The 19549-nt window shown below is 58.6% G+C and carries 17 protein-coding genes and 2 tRNA genes; 6 read left to right on the top strand and 13 right to left on the bottom strand.

Annotated features, from left to right (window positions below):
• Window positions 1-39 precede the first annotated feature (39 nt).
• The 3 genes from JOE29_RS04085 to JOE29_RS04075 all read left to right on the top strand — a co-directional run bounded on the left by JOE29_RS04085 (window position 40) and on the right by JOE29_RS04075 (window position 1935).
• Window positions 40-408, top strand: a complete 369-nt coding sequence (locus tag JOE29_RS04085) for a septal ring lytic transglycosylase RlpA family protein (protein ID WP_003307318.1) — start codon at window positions 40-42, stop codon at window positions 406-408.
• Between the two features lie 78 nt (window positions 409-486).
• Window positions 487-1518, top strand: coding sequence for a calcium/sodium antiporter (locus JOE29_RS04080; RefSeq protein ID WP_003340605.1), 1032 nt, complete (start codon window positions 487-489; stop codon window positions 1516-1518).
• 33 nt (window positions 1519-1551) lie between these two features.
• On the top strand, window positions 1552-1935 hold the full coding sequence (locus tag JOE29_RS04075; protein ID WP_003340604.1) for a carboxymuconolactone decarboxylase family protein: 384 nt from the start codon (window positions 1552-1554) through the stop codon (window positions 1933-1935).
• Here the strand turns inward: JOE29_RS04075 and JOE29_RS04070 are convergent.
• Both JOE29_RS04070 and JOE29_RS04065 read right to left on the bottom strand, forming a co-directional pair.
• Window positions 1932-2873 (bottom strand): AEC family transporter, encoded by a 942-nt coding sequence (locus tag JOE29_RS04070; protein WP_016568918.1) that lies wholly within the window; start codon window positions 2871-2873, stop codon window positions 1932-1934. The genes JOE29_RS04075 and JOE29_RS04070 overlap by 4 nt on opposite strands.
• 106 nt (window positions 2874-2979) lie before the next feature.
• Complete coding sequence (locus JOE29_RS04065) at window positions 2980-4563, bottom strand: alkaline phosphatase D family protein (protein WP_024648076.1); 1584 nt, start codon at window positions 4561-4563, stop codon at window positions 2980-2982.
• Window positions 4564-4720: 157 nt separating this feature from the next.
• Between JOE29_RS04065 and JOE29_RS04060 the strand changes: the two genes are divergently transcribed.
• The 3 genes from JOE29_RS04060 (at window position 4721) to JOE29_RS04050 (ending at window position 9180) form a co-directional block, all read left to right on the top strand.
• Complete coding sequence (locus JOE29_RS04060; protein ID WP_210078816.1) at window positions 4721-5737, top strand: class I SAM-dependent methyltransferase; 1017 nt, start codon at window positions 4721-4723, stop codon at window positions 5735-5737.
• 123 nt (window positions 5738-5860) lie between these two features.
• Window positions 5861-8845, top strand: coding sequence for a DUF748 domain-containing protein (locus JOE29_RS04055; RefSeq protein WP_210078815.1), 2985 nt, complete (start codon window positions 5861-5863; stop codon window positions 8843-8845).
• Entirely contained in the window at window positions 8842-9180 is a 339-nt protein-coding gene (locus tag JOE29_RS04050) for a DUF2845 domain-containing protein (protein WP_003340594.1), read from the top strand. The genes JOE29_RS04055 and JOE29_RS04050 overlap by 4 nt, the downstream gene beginning before the upstream one ends.
• A 146-nt stretch (window positions 9181-9326) precedes the next feature.
• Here the strand turns inward: JOE29_RS04050 and JOE29_RS04045 are convergent, their stop codons facing one another.
• The 11 genes from JOE29_RS04045 to secG all read right to left on the bottom strand — a co-directional run bounded on the left by JOE29_RS04045 (window position 9327) and on the right by secG (window position 19548).
• Window positions 9327-9680 carry a BON domain-containing protein gene (locus JOE29_RS04045; protein WP_003313621.1) on the bottom strand — a complete coding sequence of 118 codons (354 nt, stop codon included), beginning with the start codon at window positions 9678-9680 and terminating at the stop codon, window positions 9327-9329.
• Between the two features lie 288 nt (window positions 9681-9968).
• Window positions 9969-12074 carry a polyribonucleotide nucleotidyltransferase gene (gene pnp, locus JOE29_RS04040; protein WP_210078814.1) on the bottom strand — a complete coding sequence of 702 codons (2106 nt, stop codon included), beginning with the start codon at window positions 12072-12074 and terminating at the stop codon, window positions 9969-9971.
• Window positions 12075-12249: 175 nt separating this feature from the next.
• The gene (gene rpsO, locus JOE29_RS04035; protein WP_002555121.1) at window positions 12250-12519 is read right to left on the bottom strand and encodes a 30S ribosomal protein S15; all 270 of its coding nucleotides are present in this window, start codon (window positions 12517-12519) and stop codon (window positions 12250-12252) included.
• Window positions 12520-12678: 159 nt separating this feature from the next.
• A complete protein-coding gene (truB, locus tag JOE29_RS04030; RefSeq protein ID WP_004416157.1) occupies window positions 12679-13596 on the bottom strand; it encodes a tRNA pseudouridine(55) synthase TruB in 918 nt (305 codons plus the stop codon).
• A gap of 3 nt (window positions 13597-13599) precedes the next feature.
• Window positions 13600-14016, bottom strand: a complete 417-nt coding sequence (gene rbfA / locus JOE29_RS04025) for a 30S ribosome-binding factor RbfA (protein ID WP_003424544.1) — start codon at window positions 14014-14016, stop codon at window positions 13600-13602.
• Between the two features lie 159 nt (window positions 14017-14175).
• On the bottom strand, window positions 14176-16707 hold the full coding sequence (gene infB, locus JOE29_RS04020; RefSeq protein ID WP_003395204.1) for a translation initiation factor IF-2: 2532 nt from the start codon (window positions 16705-16707) through the stop codon (window positions 14176-14178).
• Between the two features lie 27 nt (window positions 16708-16734).
• A complete protein-coding gene (gene nusA / locus JOE29_RS04015; protein ID WP_003340582.1) occupies window positions 16735-18216 on the bottom strand; it encodes a transcription termination factor NusA in 1482 nt (493 codons plus the stop codon).
• A gap of 59 nt (window positions 18217-18275) precedes the next feature.
• The gene (gene rimP / locus JOE29_RS04010) at window positions 18276-18734 is read right to left on the bottom strand and encodes a ribosome maturation factor RimP (protein WP_002555126.1); all 459 of its coding nucleotides are present in this window, start codon (window positions 18732-18734) and stop codon (window positions 18276-18278) included.
• Window positions 18735-18864: 130 nt separating this feature from the next.
• Window positions 18865-18941, bottom strand: a tRNA-Met gene (locus tag JOE29_RS04005).
• 95 nt (window positions 18942-19036) lie between these two features.
• A tRNA-Leu gene (locus JOE29_RS04000) sits at window positions 19037-19122 on the bottom strand.
• A gap of 45 nt (window positions 19123-19167) precedes the next feature.
• Window positions 19168-19548 carry a preprotein translocase subunit SecG gene (gene secG, locus JOE29_RS03995; RefSeq protein WP_003313628.1) on the bottom strand — a complete coding sequence of 127 codons (381 nt, stop codon included), beginning with the start codon at window positions 19546-19548 and terminating at the stop codon, window positions 19168-19170.
• Window position 19549: the final 1 nt, after the last annotated feature.

Here is a 19549-nt window from a genome sequence, read left to right as displayed (position 1 = left end):
CGTCAACCACAACTACTCCGGCACTCAGGAACCCACCCCATGCGCCGCCTTATTTTTGCCTGCAGCCTGCTGACGTTATTGGCAGGATGCGCTAATCACATCATCGACCCCCATGGTTATGACGAGACCGGCACCGCCGCTTATTACGGCGCCCGCCATCATGGCAACCGCACTGCCAGCGGCGAACCGTTCAATCAGAATGCGCTGACCGCTGCGCATCGACAGCTGCCTTTCGGCACGCGCGTCAAAGTCACCAACCTCGACAACGACAGGTCGGTAGTGGTACGCGTCAACGATCGCGGCCCTCACACGCGCGGCCGTCTGATCGATGTCTCTCGCGAAGCGGCCGAACAACTGGGTATGCTGCGCAGCGGGACAGCGCCAGTCCGCGTACAGGCCCTGGATTAACCCCAGCTCTCGATCACCTCCGATAAGGACACTCGTATTCTCCAGCTATCGGCCTTGCCCGCCCCCGCGCTCATCCAGATGCTCAGTGGCTTGTTATTGCTGCTGATCGGGGCAGAACTGTCAGTGCGCGCAGCGGTGCATCTGGCGGCGATTTTCAAGGTCCGGCCACTGATCGTCGGCCTGACCGTCGTGGCAATGGGCACCAGCGCGCCGCAGATGGCAGTAAGCCTGCAAGCCGCGTTTGCCGATAACACCGACATCGCTGTGGGCAGTGTCATCGGCGGTAACATTTTCAATGTGTTGGTGATCCTTGGCCTGTGCGCGCTGATCATTCCGTTACGCGTTGCCCGTCAGGTTTTGCACGTCGACATTCCGCTGATGATTGGCGCCTGCCTGCTGGCTATCGGCCTGTCCTGGAGCGGCGAATTCAGCAAACTGGACGGCGCAGTGCTGCTTGCCGGATTGCTGTTCTGCCTGATCGTCATCATCCGCCAAGGCGGTCATGCGCCGCGTCACGGACAGGCCGAGACAACCGAAAAACCTCGTACCTTCACGCGCATCCTCATGCTTGCCAGTGGCTTGCTGCTGTTGACCGCTGGCGGACACCTGCTGGTCGACGCGTCAGTGGTGATTGCCATACACCTGGGGCTTTCCGAACGCATCGTCGGTCTGACCATCATTGCCATTGGCACATCATTGCCGGCACTGATGACGTCGCTGATCGCAGCGTTTCGTGGTGAGCGTGATATTGCCGTGGGCAACGTGATCGGCAGCAACCTGTTCAATCTGCTGGGCGTTCTGGGGCTGACCGCACTGGTCGCCCCGGTGCCGCTGACGATCTCGCCAAATGCACTGGTGTTCGACCTGCCGATCATGCTCGGCGTGTCGTTGCTGTGCGTGCCGCTGTTCTATTCCGGATACCGGATAGACCGTCTGGAAGGCCTGTTTCTGCTGTCGTTGTACCTGACCTACGGGCTGCATATCCTGTCGATCAGCACCGGTATGGCGCTGGCCGAACGGCTTGAAAGCAAAATGCTCACGCTGGTGTTACCTGTGCTGGGCGCTGTGGTTGTCTGGGGCACAATTCGCGCCTGGCGACGCCAGCACTGACCTCCAACCCGCATTGATACAAGGAGCAAGGCCATGACAGACAAGACGATCAGCGAAGGCGAACAGATCCGTCGCCAGGTGATGGGCGATGTCTACGTCGACCGCGCGCTGGGGAATGCCACCGAGTTCAGCCAGCCGCTGCAGGATTTCGTCAACGAGCACGCCTGGGGCAGCGTCTGGAGTCGCGAGGGCCTGCCGCTGAAGACCCGTAGCCTGATCACCCTGGCCACCCTCACCGCCCTGAAATGCCCGCAAGAACTGAAAGGCCACGTTCGTGGCGCACTGAACAATGGCTGCACGGTCGAGGAGATTCGCGAAGCGCTGCTGCACTGCGCGGTGTACGCCGGCGTGCCAGCGGCCATCGACGCGTTTCGTGCGGCGCAGGAAGTGATCGACAGTTACGTCAAAGCGGATTAAATCCAGCCGCCCCATTGCAGGATGAAAATCCCCACGTTGGTCGTGACTGCTGCCGCCAGCGTGGTGATGACGATGATCGCAGCGGCCAGTTCGTAATTGCCGTTGGCCGTGCGCGCCATGATGTAGCTGGCTGCCGCTGTCGGGCTGCCGAAATACAGGAACAGAATCCCCAGTTCAGCGCCGCGAAAACCCGCCAGCCAGGCGGCCAGCGTGCACAGCACTGGCAGCGTGATCATCTTCATGACGCTGGCACTGATAGCCAGCTTTCCACTCTTGCGCAACGAAGCCAGCGACAACGTGCCGCCGATGCAGATCAGTGCCAGCGGCAGGGTCATCTGGGCCAGGTAGCTGCCAGAGGTTTCCAGCCATTTGGGCAGGCCGATGGCGAAGTAAGCGAAGGGTGAGGCGATGATCACGCTGATGATCAGTGGGTTGGCCAGCACGCTTTTGAAGATGCTCCAGGGATCGGACTTGATCACCGGGCTGTAAACCGCCAATACCACCGTCGATAACGTGTTGTAGAAGACGATGACCAGCGCGGCGAGAATGGCGCCCAGTGAAATGCCAGGAGGCCCGTACATGCTGGCCGCCAGGGCCAGACCGATAACCCCGTTATTGCCACGAAACGCGCCCTGGACGTAGATCCCGCGCTCTTCGTGCGGGCAGCGCCAGATCGCCCAGCACCAGGCGAATGCAAAACTCAGAAGCGTGGCGATGCTGAAAAAAATCAGCAGTTTGGGCTGCAGGGCGGTGCGCAGGTCGGCGTGAATAATGCCCAGAAACAGCAGCGCAGGCATGGTGACGTTGAACACCAGACCGGAAGCCGCAACGATGAAACCATCATTGATCGCGCCGATTCGCCTGAGGAACACGCCCAGAAACAGCATGGCAAACACCGGGGCGGTGATGTTCAGGGTTTCGAGAAAAATAGCCAGCATGCAACGCGTCCGGTCCCGTCGTTAGGTAGCTCATGATAGGCCACCGACGGCGAGCATGTTGCACGGAATTTCCGAAACCCTGATCCCCCACCGCGACTGCCGCTTCTCAGACGATGCGACTGACTTCCTTCACAGGCTGGAGCTTGCGCTCGAAAACCGAGACCCCGTCCAGATCGCGCAGTGCCACGGTCATCTCACCGGTCTGCCCGTCGATATTCACTTCGCCAAAGAACTGAAAACCCGCAAACGGCGAGGTGTTCTGCGCAGGGGGCGCCTTCTGGAACACCAGCTCGGGACCAAAGGTCTTGTCCAGCACGTTGGGACCATAGCTACCGGCATTCAATGGCCCGGCGACGAACTCCCAGAACGGGTCGAAGTCCTGAAATACGGCCAGATCCGGCTGGTAATGATGCGCGGCGCAGTAATGCACGTCGGCCGTCAGCCAGACACAATCGCGAACCTTCTGCGCGCGCAGGTACGCCAGCAATTCGGCGACCTCCAGCTCACGCCCCAACGCCGGGCCGTCATTGCCGTTGGCGATGGCCTCCCAACGCTGTACGCCGGGGCTGACCTCGCCATCCGGCACGCCCAGACCAATGGGCATGTCCGCCGCGATCACTTTCCACTGCGCACGCGATGCAGTGAGCTCGCGCTTGAGCCAGTCCAGTTGCTCACGGCCCATGAATGCGGTGGTCGGACCCGGCTTGTCGGCCAGGTTGGCATCGTTGCCGGCGCGGTAACTGCGCATATCGAGGACGAACACGTCGAGCATCGGACCGTAGGGAATCTTGCGATAAATGCGCCCGCCGTTGTCGGCTTCCTGCAAGCGCAGCGGCGCATATTCCAGGTAAGCCTGGCGGGCACGCGAGGACAGCAGGCCGATGTCCTTGACCTTGTAGCGATCATCGAGCTGTTTGCTGGGCGACCAGTTGTTGGTCACTTCGTGATCATCCCACTGCCAGATCTGCGGCACTTCGGCGTTGAAGCGGCGCAGGTTTTCATCCATCAGGTTGTAACGGTAGTTACCCCGGTATTCGTCGAGGGTCTCCGCTACCTTGCTCTTCGCCTCGGTGGTGATATTGCGCCAGACGCGTCCGCCCTCCGTGGTGAGCTGCTCCGGCACCGGGCTGTCGGCGTAGATGGTGTCACCGCTGTGGATAAAAAAGTCCGGCAAGCGCAAACGCATGGCTTCGTAGATACGCATGCCGCCGATATCGGGGTTGATGCCAAAGCCCTGCCCCACCGTGTCGCCGCTCCAGACGAAGCGGATGTCGCGGCGCTGCTGCGGCGTGCTGCGCAGATGGCCGAACCATGGCTCGCTGACGACACCGCTCTGCGCATCCTCGAAAGACACCCGGTAGAAAATCGCCTGATCGACCGGCAGCCCGCTCAACTCGACCCGCGCGGTGAAGTCGCTACGCTGATCGGCCAGCGCCGACACCACACGGCGTGGCTGGGTGAACATGCTGCGTGTGTCCCACTCGACGACCATGCGCGAGGGCCGGTCGCTACGGCTCCAGACGATCGCCTTGTCGCCGAACACATCGCCGGACTGCACGCCATCCATCATCTTCGGACGATCCTGCACCGAGGCGATGACTGCCGGCGCAACACCTGGTAACAGCAGACCTGCACCTACCGTTCCGACGGCCTGGATGACACGGCGACGCTTGAGATCGAACTGGCTCACGGTTATCCCCTCGCTGACAGGCAAAAAAGCACCGTAACAGGGGAATATTGGCGCTGTATGACAACGCAGTAGATCAAGCGCATGGCAGACTTCAAAAACTTCCGGCGCCCGGTAACTGGTAAACTCCCGCGCCTTATTCCAGCCCGAGGCGCTCAGCATGTCTTCCTTGAATCAGGCGCTCAGCGTCGCCCTCGATCATCGCCAGGCGTTGCTTGACCAATTGCATGGGCAGGGCACGGACTGCTATCGACTGTTTCACGGCAGCCAGGAGGGTGCCAGCGGGCTGACAATCGACCGCTACGGCCCGCAATTGCTGGTGCAGAGTTTTCACACCCGCCTGGATCGCGATGCCCTGCTGGCATTGCATGAACAGGTCAACACGCGCCTGGGCCTGGACACCCTGCTGGTCTATAACGATCGCTCGCAAGGCAACTCGCGCGTGGATCGCCACGACACCGTGTACAAGGCTGAAGAAGCAGCGCTGGCCGATCATGTCGGCCACGAATGGGGGCTCAATTACCGGGTCCGCGGCCGACATGCAGGCCAGGACCCACTATTGTTTCTGGATCTGCGCAACACACGCGGCTGGGTCAAGCAGCACAGCGCCGGCAAAAGCGTGCTGAACCTGTTCGCCTACACCTGTGGCGTCGGTCTGAGTGCTGCGGCCGGTGGCGCGAGTGAAGTGTGCAACCTGGACTTCGCCGAGGGCAATCTGGCGGTGGGTCGCGAGAATGGTGCGCTCAATCCGCAACTGCCGCCCATGCAATTCATCCAGTCGGATTATTTTCCGGCGATCCGCCAGTTGGCCGGGCTGCCCATTGCCGCGCGCCGCAGCCAGCAATTGCCCAGCTACGTGAAACTGCAACAGCGCCAATATGATCTGGTCCTGCTCGACCCACCGGCCTGGGCCAAGAGCGCGTTCGGCACCGTTGATTTGCTGCGCGATTATCAAAGCCTGCTCAAACCTGCGCTGTTGACCACGGCGGACGATGGTGTGCTGATCTGCTGCAACAATCTGGCGAAAGTCAGCATGCAGGACTGGCGTGAGCAGGTACTGCGCTGTGCCACCAAGGCCGGGCGTCCGGTGCGCGACTGCCAGGAGATGCGCCCAGCCGCAGACTTCCCGTCTCAGGATAATCAACCGCCGCTGAAAACGCTGATCCTGCAACTCTGATCCGGCGCTTGATATCGTAAAGTACAACCGGAAAGTTCCTACAAGCCGCGATGGCAGTGCCTTCGGAACCGAACAGGCATGCCATACTCCAAGGGCTTCCAAAAGAGAGAGACGCCGCTGCCCATGTCCAGAGGATTGAAACGCACACTTGGCTCCCTGCTGGCTGTGATCGCGCTCTACAGTTTGCTGGGATTTTTCATTCTTCCCGGCGTCGCTCTGCGGATCGCGAACCAGCAACTGGCCAATTACGCCACGGTGCCAGCAAAGCTCGAACGCCTGGAATTCAACCCCTTCACCCTGGAGCTGACACTTTGGGGCCTGAACATCGGTACGCCGGGGAAGGAGCAGGTCGCGTTTGAAAAGCTTTATGCCAATCTGCAAATCAACAGTCTGTGGACGCGGGCTCTGCATCTGCAACGCGTCGAGCTGATCAAACCGCGCACCGAGTTGCTGTTCGACAAACAGGGCAAGCTCAATCTGGCACAACTGTTCAAGCTGCCCGCCAGCGAACCGGCAAAGGACGAACCCGCCACTAAGCCATTCCCACTGCGTATCGACGAAATCAAACTGGCGGGAGGCTACGTTCACTTCCAGGACCTGCGCCCCAGCCAGCCCATCGAGTTTCTTTACGACGCGCTGGATTTCGAGCTAAAGAACCTCAGCACTCTGCCTGAAGACAATGCCGACATGACCCTGGTCGCAGCGGGTCCGGACGGTGGGCAGATCGACTGGGTCGGCCGTATCAGCCTGATCCCGATCGCCTCCGAGGGCACGCTGAAAGTCACTGACAGCAAGATGAAGCTGTGGTGGCCTTACGTGCGTGATGCCTTGCCGCTGGCGCTCGAGGACGGCGTGCTGAATTTCAGCACGGCCTACACACTGAATCTGTCCAAGGAAACCGAGCTGAAGTTGACCAACGTGTCAGCCAGTGTCGCGCCTTTCGCGCTCAACGCTCCCGACGGTCGCCCGCTGGTACGCCTGCAACGCCTGGACATCAGCGAAACATCGGTCGACCTGGCAAAGCAGCTGGTTACCGTAGGCAAGGTGCGCAGCCAGAAGCTGGAAACCTGGGCCGCGCGTGAAGCCGACGGGCAACTGGACTGGCAAAAACTGTTTGCCAGCCAAGCGGGCAAGCCCGCAGCAGCGCACACCCCGGCTGTGGACGAAAAAGCCGCCGAGCCAGCCCCGGCCACCGAGACCACAGCCAAAGCCAGCGCTCAACCTGTGGCGCAGAGCAAACCCTGGCAGGTCCTGTTGCGGGATGTGCAGTTGCGCAACTACATGGTCCATCTGGCAGATCGCGTGCCTCAAGAGCCGGTCGCGCTGGACGTTGGCCCGCTGAATCTGGACATCCAGAATTTCGACAGCCTGAACAAGGCGCCCTTCACGCTCAAGCTTGATACCGGGCTGGGTAAACAGGGCAATCTCACTGCCGCCGGTGACGTGAACCTCAACCCGGTCAGCGCACGACTCAACGTAACCACCCGCGACATCGACCTGCGCCTCGCCCAGGCCTACATCAGCCCGTTCATTCGTCTGGAGCTGCGCAGCGGCATGCTCGGCAGCGATCTGGCGGTCGACCTGAAAAGCACCGAGCCACTGGCGTTCAACGTCACCGGTAAAGCGCAGGTCAATCAGTTGCACACGCTGGATACGCTCAAACAGCGCGACTTCCTGAAGTGGCAGCAACTGGCGCTGGAGGGCCTGGACTACCAGCACGGCAAGGGCCTGTCGATTGCCAAATTGAACATGGATCAGCCTTACGCGCGCTTCATGATCAATGAGGACCGGACCACCAACATCGACGATCTGTTGATCCCGCAGCCAGCCGACGCAGCTACCGGCAAGACCGCCGCCCAGCCAAAGGCAGCCAAAACCCAAGCCGCAGGCAAGAAGGAAAACCCGCTGGCGATCTACGTGGGTGAAGTGAATATCAACAATGGCTCGGCAAACTTTGCCGACATGACCCTGACCCCCAACTTCGCCACCGCCGTGCAGCAGCTTAACGGTCGTATCGGCACCATCGACAACCGCAAGCCTACACCGGCACCGGTGGACATCGAGGGCAAGGTCGACCGCTATGCGCCGGTGACCATCAAGGGCAGCCTCAACCCGTTCGACCCGATGGCCAGTCTGGATATCACCACCAGCTTCAAGCGCGTCGAGCTGACCAACCTGACCCCTTACTCCGGCAAATTCGCAGGCTTCCGGATCCGCAAGGGCCGGCTCAATCTCGACCTGCACTACCTGATCACCAAGGGTCAGCTCAAGGCCCAGAACAAGGTGCTGGTGGAGCAGTTGCAACTGGGTGAGCGGGTCGACAGCCCGGATGCGCTGGACCTGCCTATTCGTCTGGCGGTCGCACTGCTCAAGGATACCAAGGGGCGCATTTCCCTCGAGCTGCCCATCGAAGGCGACCTGAACAACCCGCAGTTCAGCGTCATGCCGATTGTCTGGCAGACCCTGCGCAACCTGGTACTGCGTGCCGCGCAGGCCCCGTTCAAGATGCTCGGCGGGCTGGTTGCCGGTGGAAGCTCCGAGGACCTCGGCAGCGTAAGTTTCGCGCCAGGCGCCAGTGACTTGTCGGCAGAGGCGCAAAAGGCCCTGGACAAGCTCTCGGTGGCGCTCAAGGAGCGTCCGGACCTGAAGCTGGAGATCGAAGGCACCAGCGCCGCCAGCAGTGACGGTCCATTGATCGCCCAGCAAAGGCTGGAACGCGAATACCAGTACACGTATTACAAGATCCTCCAGCGACGCGGCGACAAGGTTCCAGCCAAGGCCGGCTTGATAGAGGTCCCGGAAGAGGAAAAGGCGCCTATGCTCGAAGGTATCTACAGGACACGCCTGAAACAGCAACCGCCCGCTGAATGGACCAGTCTGGGCAAGGAACAACGTGCTGCCCAGATGCGTGCCGCCGTACTCAAGTTCTGGAGCAGCAACGAGGTGCTGCTGCGCGAACTGGGCCAGAGCAGAGCCAGCAGCATCAAGGATTACCTGGTGGACAAGGGCAAGCTCGAAGACGCTCGCGTGTACTTCGTCGACGCGCAACTGGGCCAGGCCCAACCGGATGGTAAAGTCATCAGCCCCCTCCACCTCGACAGCGAATGAAGCCTTTGGCACACACCCGAATCAAACGACTGATCAACCTGACCCTCGCCGCCATGGCCGGGTCAGTTGTCGCATCAGCGTATGCCAGTTCGACCCTGCGTTGCGGCAGCCAACTGGTGAGCACCGGTGACCGGGCGTTCGAAGTCCAGCAGAAGTGCGGCGAACCGGTCAGCCAGGAAGTGCTCGGCACTCAGGAAACCTTCAATAGCAATTATCGAAGGTCCGAAGCCGTGCGGATCGAGGAGTGGATATACGGTCCTGATAACGGCATGTATCAGTACCTGCGCTTCGAAGGCGGGCGCCTGGTGGGCATCGAGAGCAAACGCCGCAACTGATCCCCCCTGCTTCCCTTGATCTGTTTCGTAGCGCCCATAGAAAAGGCCCCGACTCTTCAGTCGGGGCCTTTAATGGCTACATCCTTGTAGCCTCGCATGAACCTTCCATCAATCAATGACTGCGGCTGTTCATGAGCAGTATTCGATTACTCGGCTTTCAGGCCAGCAGCCGATACGTCTTTAACGCCTTTGATCTTCTTGGCGATAGCGACGGCAGTAGTTTTCTGAGCTTCAGTCACTTTTACCATGGAGGACAGGGAAACCACGCCTTTGTTGGTCTCAACCTTGATGTCCGAGCCTGGGATGCCTTTTTCGGTCAGCAGGTCGGCTTTGACTTTGGTGGTGATCCAGGTATCAGAAGTATCTTCTTTGACTTCTTGAGTAGTGGTGTTAGCTGCCAGAACCATTGGCGCTTGGGCCGAGGTCTGTGCGAAAGCAGCGTTGGCCATGGTCAGAGTCAGGGCAGTAGCGGTAGCAGCGGCAATAGCGAACTTCTTCATACGATAACTCCTGTTTTTCTCAAAATCTGCACCAGCATGTGGTGGCAGGGTTAACAGGTATATCGCAAGCGGTGTGCCAAAAATGAGACAGCTAAAATAACCTTTAAAATCAATTGCTTATGTTTTTCTCTATTTTGCTGAGTCGTGCAGATTGCCCGTTCGTGCAAACCCGGGCTTGCAAGATGCATGTTTGCACCGAGCAGTTTGCATGCTCCATTGGTAAGCCTCTAATTGCGCTCATAAAAAAAGGACTCCGAAGAGTCCTTTTTTACATGCCGCTCAGATCAATCAGACGCCCGACGCTTTCGCTGCGGCTACGTCTTTGATAGACAGCTTGATACGGCCGCGGTTATCCACGTCCAGTACCAGTACTTCGACTTCCTGACCTTCCTTGAGGATGTCGGTCACTTTCTCTACGCGAGCATCGCTCAGCATCGAGATGTGAACCAGACCGTCCTTGCCCGGCAGGATGTTGACGAATGCGCCGAAATCGACGATGCGCTCAACCTTGCCGACGTAGATCTTACCGATTTCCGCTTCTGCGGTGATGCCCAGAACGCGCTGACGTGCTGCCTCAGCCGCTTCCTTGGACTCGCCGAAGATCTTGATCGAGCCGTCGTCTTCGATGTCGATCGAAGCCTTGGTCTCTTCGCAGATGGCACGGATGGTTGCGCCACCCTTGCCGATCACGTCACGGATCTTGTCGGTGTCGATCTTCATCGCGATCATGGTCGGAGCGTTGGCCGACAGTTCGTTACGCGACTGACCGATGATCTGGTTCATCTGGCCGAGGATGTTCAGGCGAGCTTCCAGGGCCTGGCCCAGGGCGATCTCCATGATTTCTTCGGTGATGCCTTTGATCTTGATGTCCATCTGCAGCGCGGTAACACCTTTGGAGGTACCGGCTACCTTGAAGTCCATGTCACCCAGGTGGTCTTCGTCACCCAGGATGTCGGTCAGAATCGCGAACTTCTCGCCTTCCTTGACCAGCCCCATGGCGATACCGGCAACCGGCGCCTTCATCGGCACACCAGCGTCCATCAGAGCCAGGGAAGCACCGCAGACCGAAGCCATGGAGCTGGAGCCGTTGGACTCGGTGATTTCCGACACGACGCGGATGGTGTACGGGAACACGTCAGAGCCTGGCAGCATGGCCTGGACACTGCGACGGGCCAGACGGCCGTGACCGATTTCACGACGACCTGCGCCGCCCATGCGACCACACTCGCCCACCGAGAACGGAGGGAAGTTGTAGTGCAGCATGAAGGGGTCTTTTTTCTCGCCTTCGAGGGTATCGAGCAGCTGTGCGTCACGTGCAGTACCCAGCGTGGCAACGACCAGCGCCTGAGTTTCGCCACGGGTGAACAGTGCCGAACCGTGAGTCTTTGGCAGAACGCCGACTTCGATGTTCAGAGGACGAACGGTGCGGGTGTCACGGCCATCGATACGCGGCTTGCCGTTAACGATGTTTTCGCGAACGGTGCGGTATTCGATTTCGCCGAAAGCGGCTTTGACTTCGCTGGCAGACGGGCTGCCTTCTTCCACGGCCAGTTTGGCAACGATCTGATCTTTCAGCTCGCCAAGACGCGCATAACGGTCGGCTTTGACGGTGATGGTGTAAGCCTGGGAGATCGCTTCGCCGAACTCGGAGCGGATAGCGCTCAGCAGTTCAGTCGCTTCAGGCTTAGGCTGCCAGGCCCAGGTAGGCTTGGCGGCTTCGGCAGCCAGTTCCTTGATGGCGTTGATCACGACCTGGAACTCGTCATGCGCGAACAGCACAGCGCCCAGCATCTGGTCTTCGGTGAGCTCTTTGGCTTCCGACTCAACCATCAGAACGGCTTCGGAAGTACCGGCAACGACCATGTCCAGGCTCGAAGCCTGCAGCTGCTCGTAAGTCGGGTTCAACAGGTAGCCGGTGCTTTCGTGGAAAGCAACGCGGGCAGCACCGACCGGACCGTCAAACGGGATACCGGAGATGGCCAGGGCAGCCGAAGTACCGATCATCGCAGCGATGTCCGGATCGATTTTCTTGCTGGTGGAGACGACGGTGCAGACGACCTGCACTTCGTTCATGAAGCCTTCTGGAAACAACGGGCGGATCGGACGGTCGATCAGGCGCGAAGTCAGGGTTTCTTTCTCGGAAGGACGGCCTTCACGCTTGAAGAAACCACCAGGAATCTTGCCGGCAGCGTAGGTTTTTTCCTGATAGTGCACGGACAGAGGGAAGAAGCCTTTGCCAGCGTCAGCCTGTTTGGCGCCGACCACAGTCACGAGTACGCTGACGTCGTCGTCAACGGTGACCAATACTGCACCAGAGGCTTGACGGGCGATACGGCCTGTCTCGAGGGTTACGGTCGATTGACCGAACTGAAACTTTTTGATTACCGGGTTCACGGTTTCCTACCTTTCTTTGTGGCTCTTGGGGAACTGGTTTCTTGCGAATTCTTGGGCAGCGCGGGGAATCGGCCCCTTCCACAGCCCAGATAAAACTTGAGGCTGGGAGCCTGCCAGAACCACCGGGAAAACCCGACGGATCGTGACAGACAACCAACCTCTAGCAACGTCGTTATTAGCGACGCAGACCCAGACGACCGATCAGGGCGCTGTAACGGCTAACGTCCTTACCTTTCAGGTAATCCAGCAGCTTGCGACGCTGGTTTACCATACGGATCAGACCACGACGCGAGTGGTGGTCCTTACCGTTGGCCTTGAAGTGGCCTTGCAGTTTGTTGATGTTGGCGGTCAGCAGTGCAACTTGCACTTCTGGCGAACCAGTATCACCAACAGCTTGCTGGTAGTCGGTTACGATCTGAGCTTTTTCTTCAACGCTGAGTGCCATGTGGGCAATCCTTTTGTGCAAGGAAGCGTTTCCGGAGAAACGTTTCCAACAGGCCGAGGACAGATCCTCGTATTAAAAAATGAGGTATGACCGTGCCTGTTGACAGCCATCCTCGTTCCACCCCACTCGCCGGCAAGCCGACGGCTGGACTGGTTTCGGTCACTCTGACCGAATCAGGCGACGCGGCGCAATGCGCCCGTCTTCGGCGACTTCACCGATACCGATGAAGCGACCTTCGTGATCCTGCACGCGAACCATACCGAATTTCGGTGCGTCCGGCGCGCGTACTGGCTGACCATGCAACCAGTAAAACGAACTGTGTTCCGAAAACTTCAACAGCGGCCAGTCCAGTAGACCGCTGTCCGATGGCATCAGGAAACGGTCAACCGCTTCATTGCCGCCGTCGGCATGCACCTGCTCGAGCTCTTCCAGCGTCACTGTCTGAGCCAGCGTGAAAGGCCCGGCCTGGGTACGACGCAGCTCTGCGACATAAGCACCACAACCAAGCTTCTCACCGATATCCTCGACCAGCGTGCGGATATAGGTGCCTTTGCTGCAATCGACGGACAGACGTGCTGTGTCACCTTCGCAAGCAAGTAATTCCAGGCGCGCAATAGTAACAGAACGGGGCTCGCGCTCCACTACTTCCCCTGCACGCGCCAGCTTGTAAAGTGGCTGGCCATCACGCTTGAGGGCCGAGTACATGGGAGGTATCTGACTGATTTGTCCGCGAAAATGCGGCAGAACCGCTTCAATATCGTCACGACCAACGGTCACCGGACGCGTGAGCAGAACCTCGCCTTCGGAGTCGGCAGTGGTAGTGGTTTTACCGAGTTGCGCCAGGGTCTCGTAGGACTTGTCCGAATCGAGCAGGTACTGAGAGAACTTGGTCGCTTCACCAAAGCACAACGGCAGAACGCCCGTTGCCAGAGGATCAAGGCTGCCGGTGTGCCCGGCTTTCTCGGCATTGAGCAGCCAGCGAACCTTTTGCAGAGCGGCGTTGGAAGTGAAACCCAGTGGCTTGTCGAGCAGGATGATCCCGCTGACATTGCGGCGTATACGCTTGACCTGAGCCACTCTTTATTCCTCGGTACTTTCAGGCTTTGCATCCGGCGATGCAGGGCCTTCCTGATGCTGGCCGTCTTCTGCCACGGCACGCTCGATCAGTGCCGAGAGATGCGCGCCACGCACGACGCTTTCGTCATAGTGGAAATGCAGTTGAGGCACGCTGCGCAGCTTCATCTCACGGGCCAACTGCATACGCAGGAAACCTGCAGCAGCGTTGAGCACCTTGATGGTCTGCGCGATTTCTTCCGCGCTGTCCTGGCCCATGACGGTCATGAAAATCTTCGCATGACCCACGTCACGGCTGACGTCTACGGCGGTGATGGTGACCAGACCCACGCGTGGGTCCTTGATTTCGCGACGGATCAGCTGCGCCAGTTCGCGCTGCATCTGATCGCCGATACGTTGGGTACGGCTGTATTCTTTTGCCATGCTTGTTACCTGTTACTGATCCGGGACCAAACCCTGACAGTCTGAAAGCGGCAAACGCCCGGCCTGACACTTGCCAGACCGGGCGTTGCGTTTAGAGCCCATGAGGAAAGCAGAGCATTTACATGCAAGGCTTCCACCATGACTCCTGAAGCTCGCGATTTAGAGGCTGCGAGCCACTTGGACCTTCTCGAAGACTTCGATCTTGTCACCGACCTTGACGTCGTTGTAGCTCTTGACGCCGATACCGCATTCCATGCCTGCACGTACTTCGGCAGCGTCGTCCTTGAAGCGGCGCAGGGATTCCAGCTCGCCTTCAAAGATAACGATGTCTTCACGCAGAACACGAATCGGACGGTTACGGTAGACAGTGCCTTCCAGAACCATACACCCTGCGATCGCGCCGAATTTCGGCGAACGGAACACATCGCGGACTTCGGCGATACCCAGGATATTCTCCCGGACGTCGCTGCCAAGCATGCCGGTAAGGGCTTTCTTGACGTCTTCGATGATGTCGTAGATCACGTTGTAGTAACGCATATCCAGACCTTCCTGCTCGACGATCTTGCGCGCGCCAGCGTCGGCACGCACGTTGAAGCCGAACAGTACTGCGTTGGAGGCCAGTGCCAGGTTGGCGTCGCTCTCGGTGATACCACCGACACCGCCACCGACCACGCGCACTTGCACTTCGTCGTTACCCAAGCCGTTCAAGGCGCCGTTCAACGCTTCGAGGGAACCGCGTACGTCAGATTTGAGGACGATGTTGAGCGTCTTCTTCTCTGCCTGACCCATGTTCTCGAAGATGTTTTCCAGCTTGCCAGCGTGAGCACGGGCCAGTTTGACTTCGCGGAACTTGCCTTGACGGAACAGAGCCACTTCACGGGCTTTCTTCTCGTCCGACAGCACGCTCATCTCGTCGCCAGCGTCCGGTGTACCGTCCAGGCCGAGGATCTCGACAGGGATGGAAGGACCTGCTTCTTTGACCGGCTTGCCGTTCTCGTCGAGCATGGCGCGGATGCGGCCGAAGTTCGAACCGACCAGAACCATGTCGCCCTGACGCAGCGTACCGTCCTGAACCAGAACAGTAGCGACCGGACCACGGCCCTTGTCCAGACGGGACTCGACAACAACACCACGGCCAGGGGCCGACGGAGTTGCCTTGAGTTCCAGGACTTCGGCCTGCAGGAGAACAGCTTCCAGCAATTCGTCGACGCCAGTACCCATCTTCGCGGAAACCGAAACGAAAGGCGTATCACCGCCCCACTCTTCGGAGGTCACACCATGGACCGACAGCTCGCTGCGGATACGATCGAGGTCAGCACCAGGCTTGTCGATCTTGTTCACCGCAACAACCAGCGGAACGCCAGCCGCAACAGCATGCTGAACAGCTTCGATGGTCTGAGGCATCACGCCGTCGTCAGCTGCAACAACCAGAATCACGATATCCGTTGCCTTGGCACCGCGGGCACGCATGGCGGTAAACGCAGCGTGACCAGGGGTGTCGAGGAACGTGACCATGCCGCGTTCGGTTTCAACGTGGTAGGCACCGATATGCTGGGTGATGCCGCCGGCTTCGCCAGCTGCAACCTTGGCACGACGGATGTAGTCGAGCAGCGAGGTCTTACCGTGGTCGACGTGGCCCATTACGGTCACAACCGGTGCACGGGAGAACGACTCACCTTCGAACTTCAGCGATTCGGCCAGGGAATCTTCCAGGGCGTTGTCGCTGACCAGCGTGACCTTGTGGCCCAGCTCTTCGGCGATCAACTGGGCAGTTTCCTGATCCAGTACCTGGTTGATAGTCACCGGGGTGCCCATCTTGAACATGAACTTGATGACTTCAGCAGCCTTGACCGACATCTGTGCCGACAATTCGCCGACAGTGATGGTCTCGCCGATGGCAACGTCACGGATGACCGGGCCGGTAGGGCTCTGGAAACCATGCGCGTTACGCTTCTTCAGCTTGCCCTTGCCACGACCACCACGACGGAAGCTGTCGCTTTCTTCGTCGGTAGTGCGAGGAGCAACGCGAGGGGCCGGAGCCTTCTCCTTGACCGAAGCACGATGCGGAGCGTTTTTACGCTCGCCGTCGCCGCCACGGGCGTTGCGGTCGTCAGCACGAGGCTTGTCAGGGCGACGTTGTTCGTCACGCTTGCGAGCATCGGCAGAAGGCGCTGCGCTGGCCGGTGCCGGAGCAGCAGCTGCTGCTGGCGATGCTTCGCGCACAGGCTCGGCGGCGGCAACAGGCTCGGCAGCAGCCGAAGCAGGCTGGCTAGCAGCAGGCTGATTGCGCGCATCTTCTTCAGCGCGACGCTTGGCTTCTTCTTCAGCCTTTTGACGAGCGGCGTTTTCTACCGCACGGCGTTCGTCCATCTCGCGCTTGCGCTCGGCTTCGATCTCTTCCGGGCTACGCTGCACAAAGACTTTCTTCTTGCGCACTTCAACGCTGATGCTCTTGCTGCCAGCAACGCGCAGGGTGCTGGTGGTTTTGCGCTGCAAGGTAATCTTGCGAGGCTCTTCCACCTTGGCCTTGTGACCGCTTTTCAAGTGCGTCAACAAGGCTTGTTTTTCGTTATCGGTCACAACTTGCTCGGCGGCGGTGTGCGGCAGACCTGCCTCACGCATCTGCTGTAACAGGCGCTCTACCGGTGTGTCGACCACTTTGGCCAGTTCTTTCACCGTGACTTGCGTCATGCACTTCTCTCCTCAGGCCGCGCCCAATTACTCGAACCAGTGGGCTCGGGCGGCCATGATCAACTTGCCGGCACGATCATCGTCAATGCCGTCGATGTCGAGCAGGTCATCTATAGACTGCTCGGCCAGGTCTTCGCGGGTAATTACGCCGCGCACCGCCAGTTCCATCGCCAAATCCTTGTCCATACCCTCAAGCGAGAGCAGGTCTTCGGCCGGATGGGCGTCTGCCAGCTTTTCCTCTGTAGCGATGGCTTTAGTCAACAAACGATCCTTGGCACGAGCGCGAAGCTCGTTGACGATGTCTTCGTCAAAGCCGTCGATGTTGAGCATTTCTTCCAACGGTACGTAGGCAATCTCTTCCAGGCTGGTGAAGCCTTCATCAACCAGCACCTGTGCCAATTCTTCATCGACTTCGAGTTCTTCGATGAAATTGCGCAGGATGTCACCGGTTTCAGCTTGCTGCTTGGCCTGGATGTCCGATTCGGTCATTACGTTCAGGGTCCAGCCAGTCAGCTGACTGGCCAGACGCACGTTCTGACCGCCACGACCAATAGCCTGGGCCAGGTTGTCCGCTCCCACTGCGATATCCATTGCATGCGCGTCTTCATCTACGATGATTGCCGCTACTTCTGCAGGGGACATTGCATTGATCACGAACTGCGCCGGGTTATCGTCCCAAAGAACGATATCCACACGCTCGCCACCCAGCTCGCCGGAAACAGCCTGAACTCGCGAACCGCGCATGCCGATACAGGCACCTTGCGGGTCGATTCGTTTATCCTTGGAGCGAACAGCGATTTTCGCACGAGAACCCGGGTCACGGGAGGCAGCCATCACCTCGATCAGACCTTCGGCAATTTCCGGCACTTCAATGCGGAAAAGCTCGATCAGCATCTCTGGCGCAGTACGCGACAGAATCAGCTGAGGGCCACGGTTTTCGGTGCGAATTTCCTTCAGCAGAGCACGGACGCGAACACCGACCCGGAAAGTTTCCCGGGAAATGATGTCTTCACGAGCCAGCAAGGCTTCGGCATTGTTACCCAGGTCAACGATGACATTGTCACGCGTAACCTTTTTAACAGTACCAGAAATGATTTCACCCAGACGCTCGCGGTAGGCGTCGACTACCTGAGCACGCTCGGCTTCGCGAACTTTCTGCACAATGACTTGCTTGGCGGTCTGCGCCGCGATACGACCGAATTCGATGGAATCGATTTTTTCTTCGATCAGGTCGCCGGCAACAGCACCCGGCTTTTTCGCCTGGGCCTGATCCACGGCCAATTCGTAAGCAGGATCGTCCAGATCTTCGTCTTCGACAACTGTCCAGCGACGGAAAGTCTCGTAGTTGCCTGTCTGGCGATTGATCTCTACACGCAATTCTACTTCATCTTCAAAACGTTTCTTGGTAGCAGTGGCCAGAGCCAGCTCCAGCGCTTCAAAAATGACACTTGCCGGAACGCCCTTTTCATTGGACACCGACTCAACAACCAGCAGTACTTCTTTGCTCATCGTACGCCTCGCCTTTCGCAAGCCATTGGATCCGCGGGATCCGCAGTAACCGGCACGTCTCAGTCAAACGTGGGAATAATGTTGGCCTTGTCGATCATGTCGATCGGCAACAGGAACTCATGGTCTTCAACCTGCACCACGACATCCTGCTCCTCCACCCCGCGGAGAAGGCCTTGAAAGTTGCGTCGACCTTCGAAAGGCGAACGCAGCTTTATTTTCACTTGTTCCCCGGCGTACGAAGCAAACTGCTCAATAGTGAACAGCGGGCGCTCCATGCCAGGAGAAGATACTTCGAGGGTGTACTCGGTGCTGATTGGATCTTCTACGTCCAATACACCGCTGATCTGGCGACTGACGATTGCACAGTCGTCGACCAGAACGCCCCCTTCCTTGTCGATATAAATGCGCAGCACCGAATGCTTGCCCTGGGAACTGAAATCGATTCCCCAGCATTGGTAGCCAAGGGCCACGACCACTGGGGCCAACAAGTCCTGCAACTGTTCTAGCTTGCTCGACACCTGAACCCCCTCGTGCATGCTTTAGAAATAAAAAAATGGGCAAAAGCCCATCCCTGAAAACGCCGCTGAACATCGACGTCATGTACTGTCCAGCTAACAAAAAGCCCCTTAAAAGGGGCTCCGCTAAAACTGGTTGCGGGGGCTGGATTTGAACCAACGACCTTCGGGTTATGAGCCCGACGAGCTACCAAACTGCTCCACCCCGCGACAAAGCTGGGGCGGAAGTATACGACCGATCCATTGCTGGGTCAATCCAACATCCACCTACAAGAAAGCCCGCTAGTGCGGGCTCTCCTGTTAATTGGTACCGAGAAGGGGACTCGAACCCCTACACCCTATGGGCACAACCACCTCAAGGTTGCGTGTCTACCAATTCCACCACCTCGGCATTACAACTCTTTTGGCGACCTCACGAACATCGCCGAATTCTGTATTACTTCTTCTCTGGGGCTTGAGGTACGTCAGCTGGAACAGCGGCTGGCTTTTGCCCTTCGAGAACCGGCACATCATCTGCTGCCGGCTTTTGCTTCACTTCCAGTACTGCAGGGTCTGGCAAACCTACTTGAGTCAGCTGTTGAGCTTTCTCTTTAGCAAAGTAACCTAACCCCAAGCTGGTTATGAAAAAACATGCCGCAAGTATAGCAGTAAACTTACTGAGAAAGGTAGAGGTTCCTTGACCTCCGAAGACAGTATTTGATGCACCTGCTCCGAACGACGCGCCTGCGTCGGCACCTTTACCCTGCTGCAGCAATACCAGAGCGACAACGCCCAGAGCGCCCAACAGGTGAAAAACGATTACGACTGTTTCCAGCATT

The sequence above is a fragment of the Pseudomonas sp. PvP009 genome (assembly GCF_017832995.1).
Lineage (GTDB): Bacteria > Pseudomonadota > Gammaproteobacteria > Pseudomonadales > Pseudomonadaceae > Aquipseudomonas > Aquipseudomonas syringae.
The sequence above is the reverse complement of the archived record's forward strand: the minus strand, read 5'-3'. Positions and strand labels throughout refer to the sequence as shown.

Coding starts and splice junctions, on each gene's coding strand:
- JOE29_RS04070 (WP_016568918.1), bottom strand. CDS start 2,873: ATGCTGGCTATTTTTCTCGAAACCCTGAACATCACCGCCCCGGTGTTT.
- JOE29_RS04045 (WP_003313621.1), bottom strand. CDS start 9,680: ATGAAGAAGTTCGCTATTGCCGCTGCTACCGCTACTGCCCTGACTCTG.
- nusA (WP_003340582.1), bottom strand. CDS start 18,216: ATGAGCAAAGAAGTACTGCTGGTTGTTGAGTCGGTGTCCAATGAAAAG.
- JOE29_RS04075 (WP_003340604.1), top strand. CDS start 1,552: ATGACAGACAAGACGATCAGCGAAGGCGAACAGATCCGTCGCCAGGTG.
- rpsO (WP_002555121.1), bottom strand. CDS start 12,519: ATGGCACTCAGCGTTGAAGAAAAAGCTCAGATCGTAACCGACTACCAG.
- rbfA (WP_003424544.1), bottom strand. CDS start 14,016: ATGGCAAAAGAATACAGCCGTACCCAACGTATCGGCGATCAGATGCAG.
- JOE29_RS04080 (WP_003340605.1), top strand. CDS start 487: ATGCTCAGTGGCTTGTTATTGCTGCTGATCGGGGCAGAACTGTCAGTG.
- JOE29_RS04050 (WP_003340594.1), top strand. CDS start 8,842: ATGAAGCCTTTGGCACACACCCGAATCAAACGACTGATCAACCTGACC.
- JOE29_RS04055 (WP_210078815.1), top strand. CDS start 5,861: ATGTCCAGAGGATTGAAACGCACACTTGGCTCCCTGCTGGCTGTGATC.
- secG (WP_003313628.1), bottom strand. CDS start 19,548: ATGCTGGAAACAGTCGTAATCGTTTTTCACCTGTTGGGCGCTCTGGGC.
- infB (WP_003395204.1), bottom strand. CDS start 16,707: ATGACGCAAGTCACGGTGAAAGAACTGGCCAAAGTGGTCGACACACCG.
- JOE29_RS04085 (WP_003307318.1), top strand. CDS start 40: ATGCGCCGCCTTATTTTTGCCTGCAGCCTGCTGACGTTATTGGCAGGA.
- JOE29_RS04060 (WP_210078816.1), top strand. CDS start 4,721: ATGTCTTCCTTGAATCAGGCGCTCAGCGTCGCCCTCGATCATCGCCAG.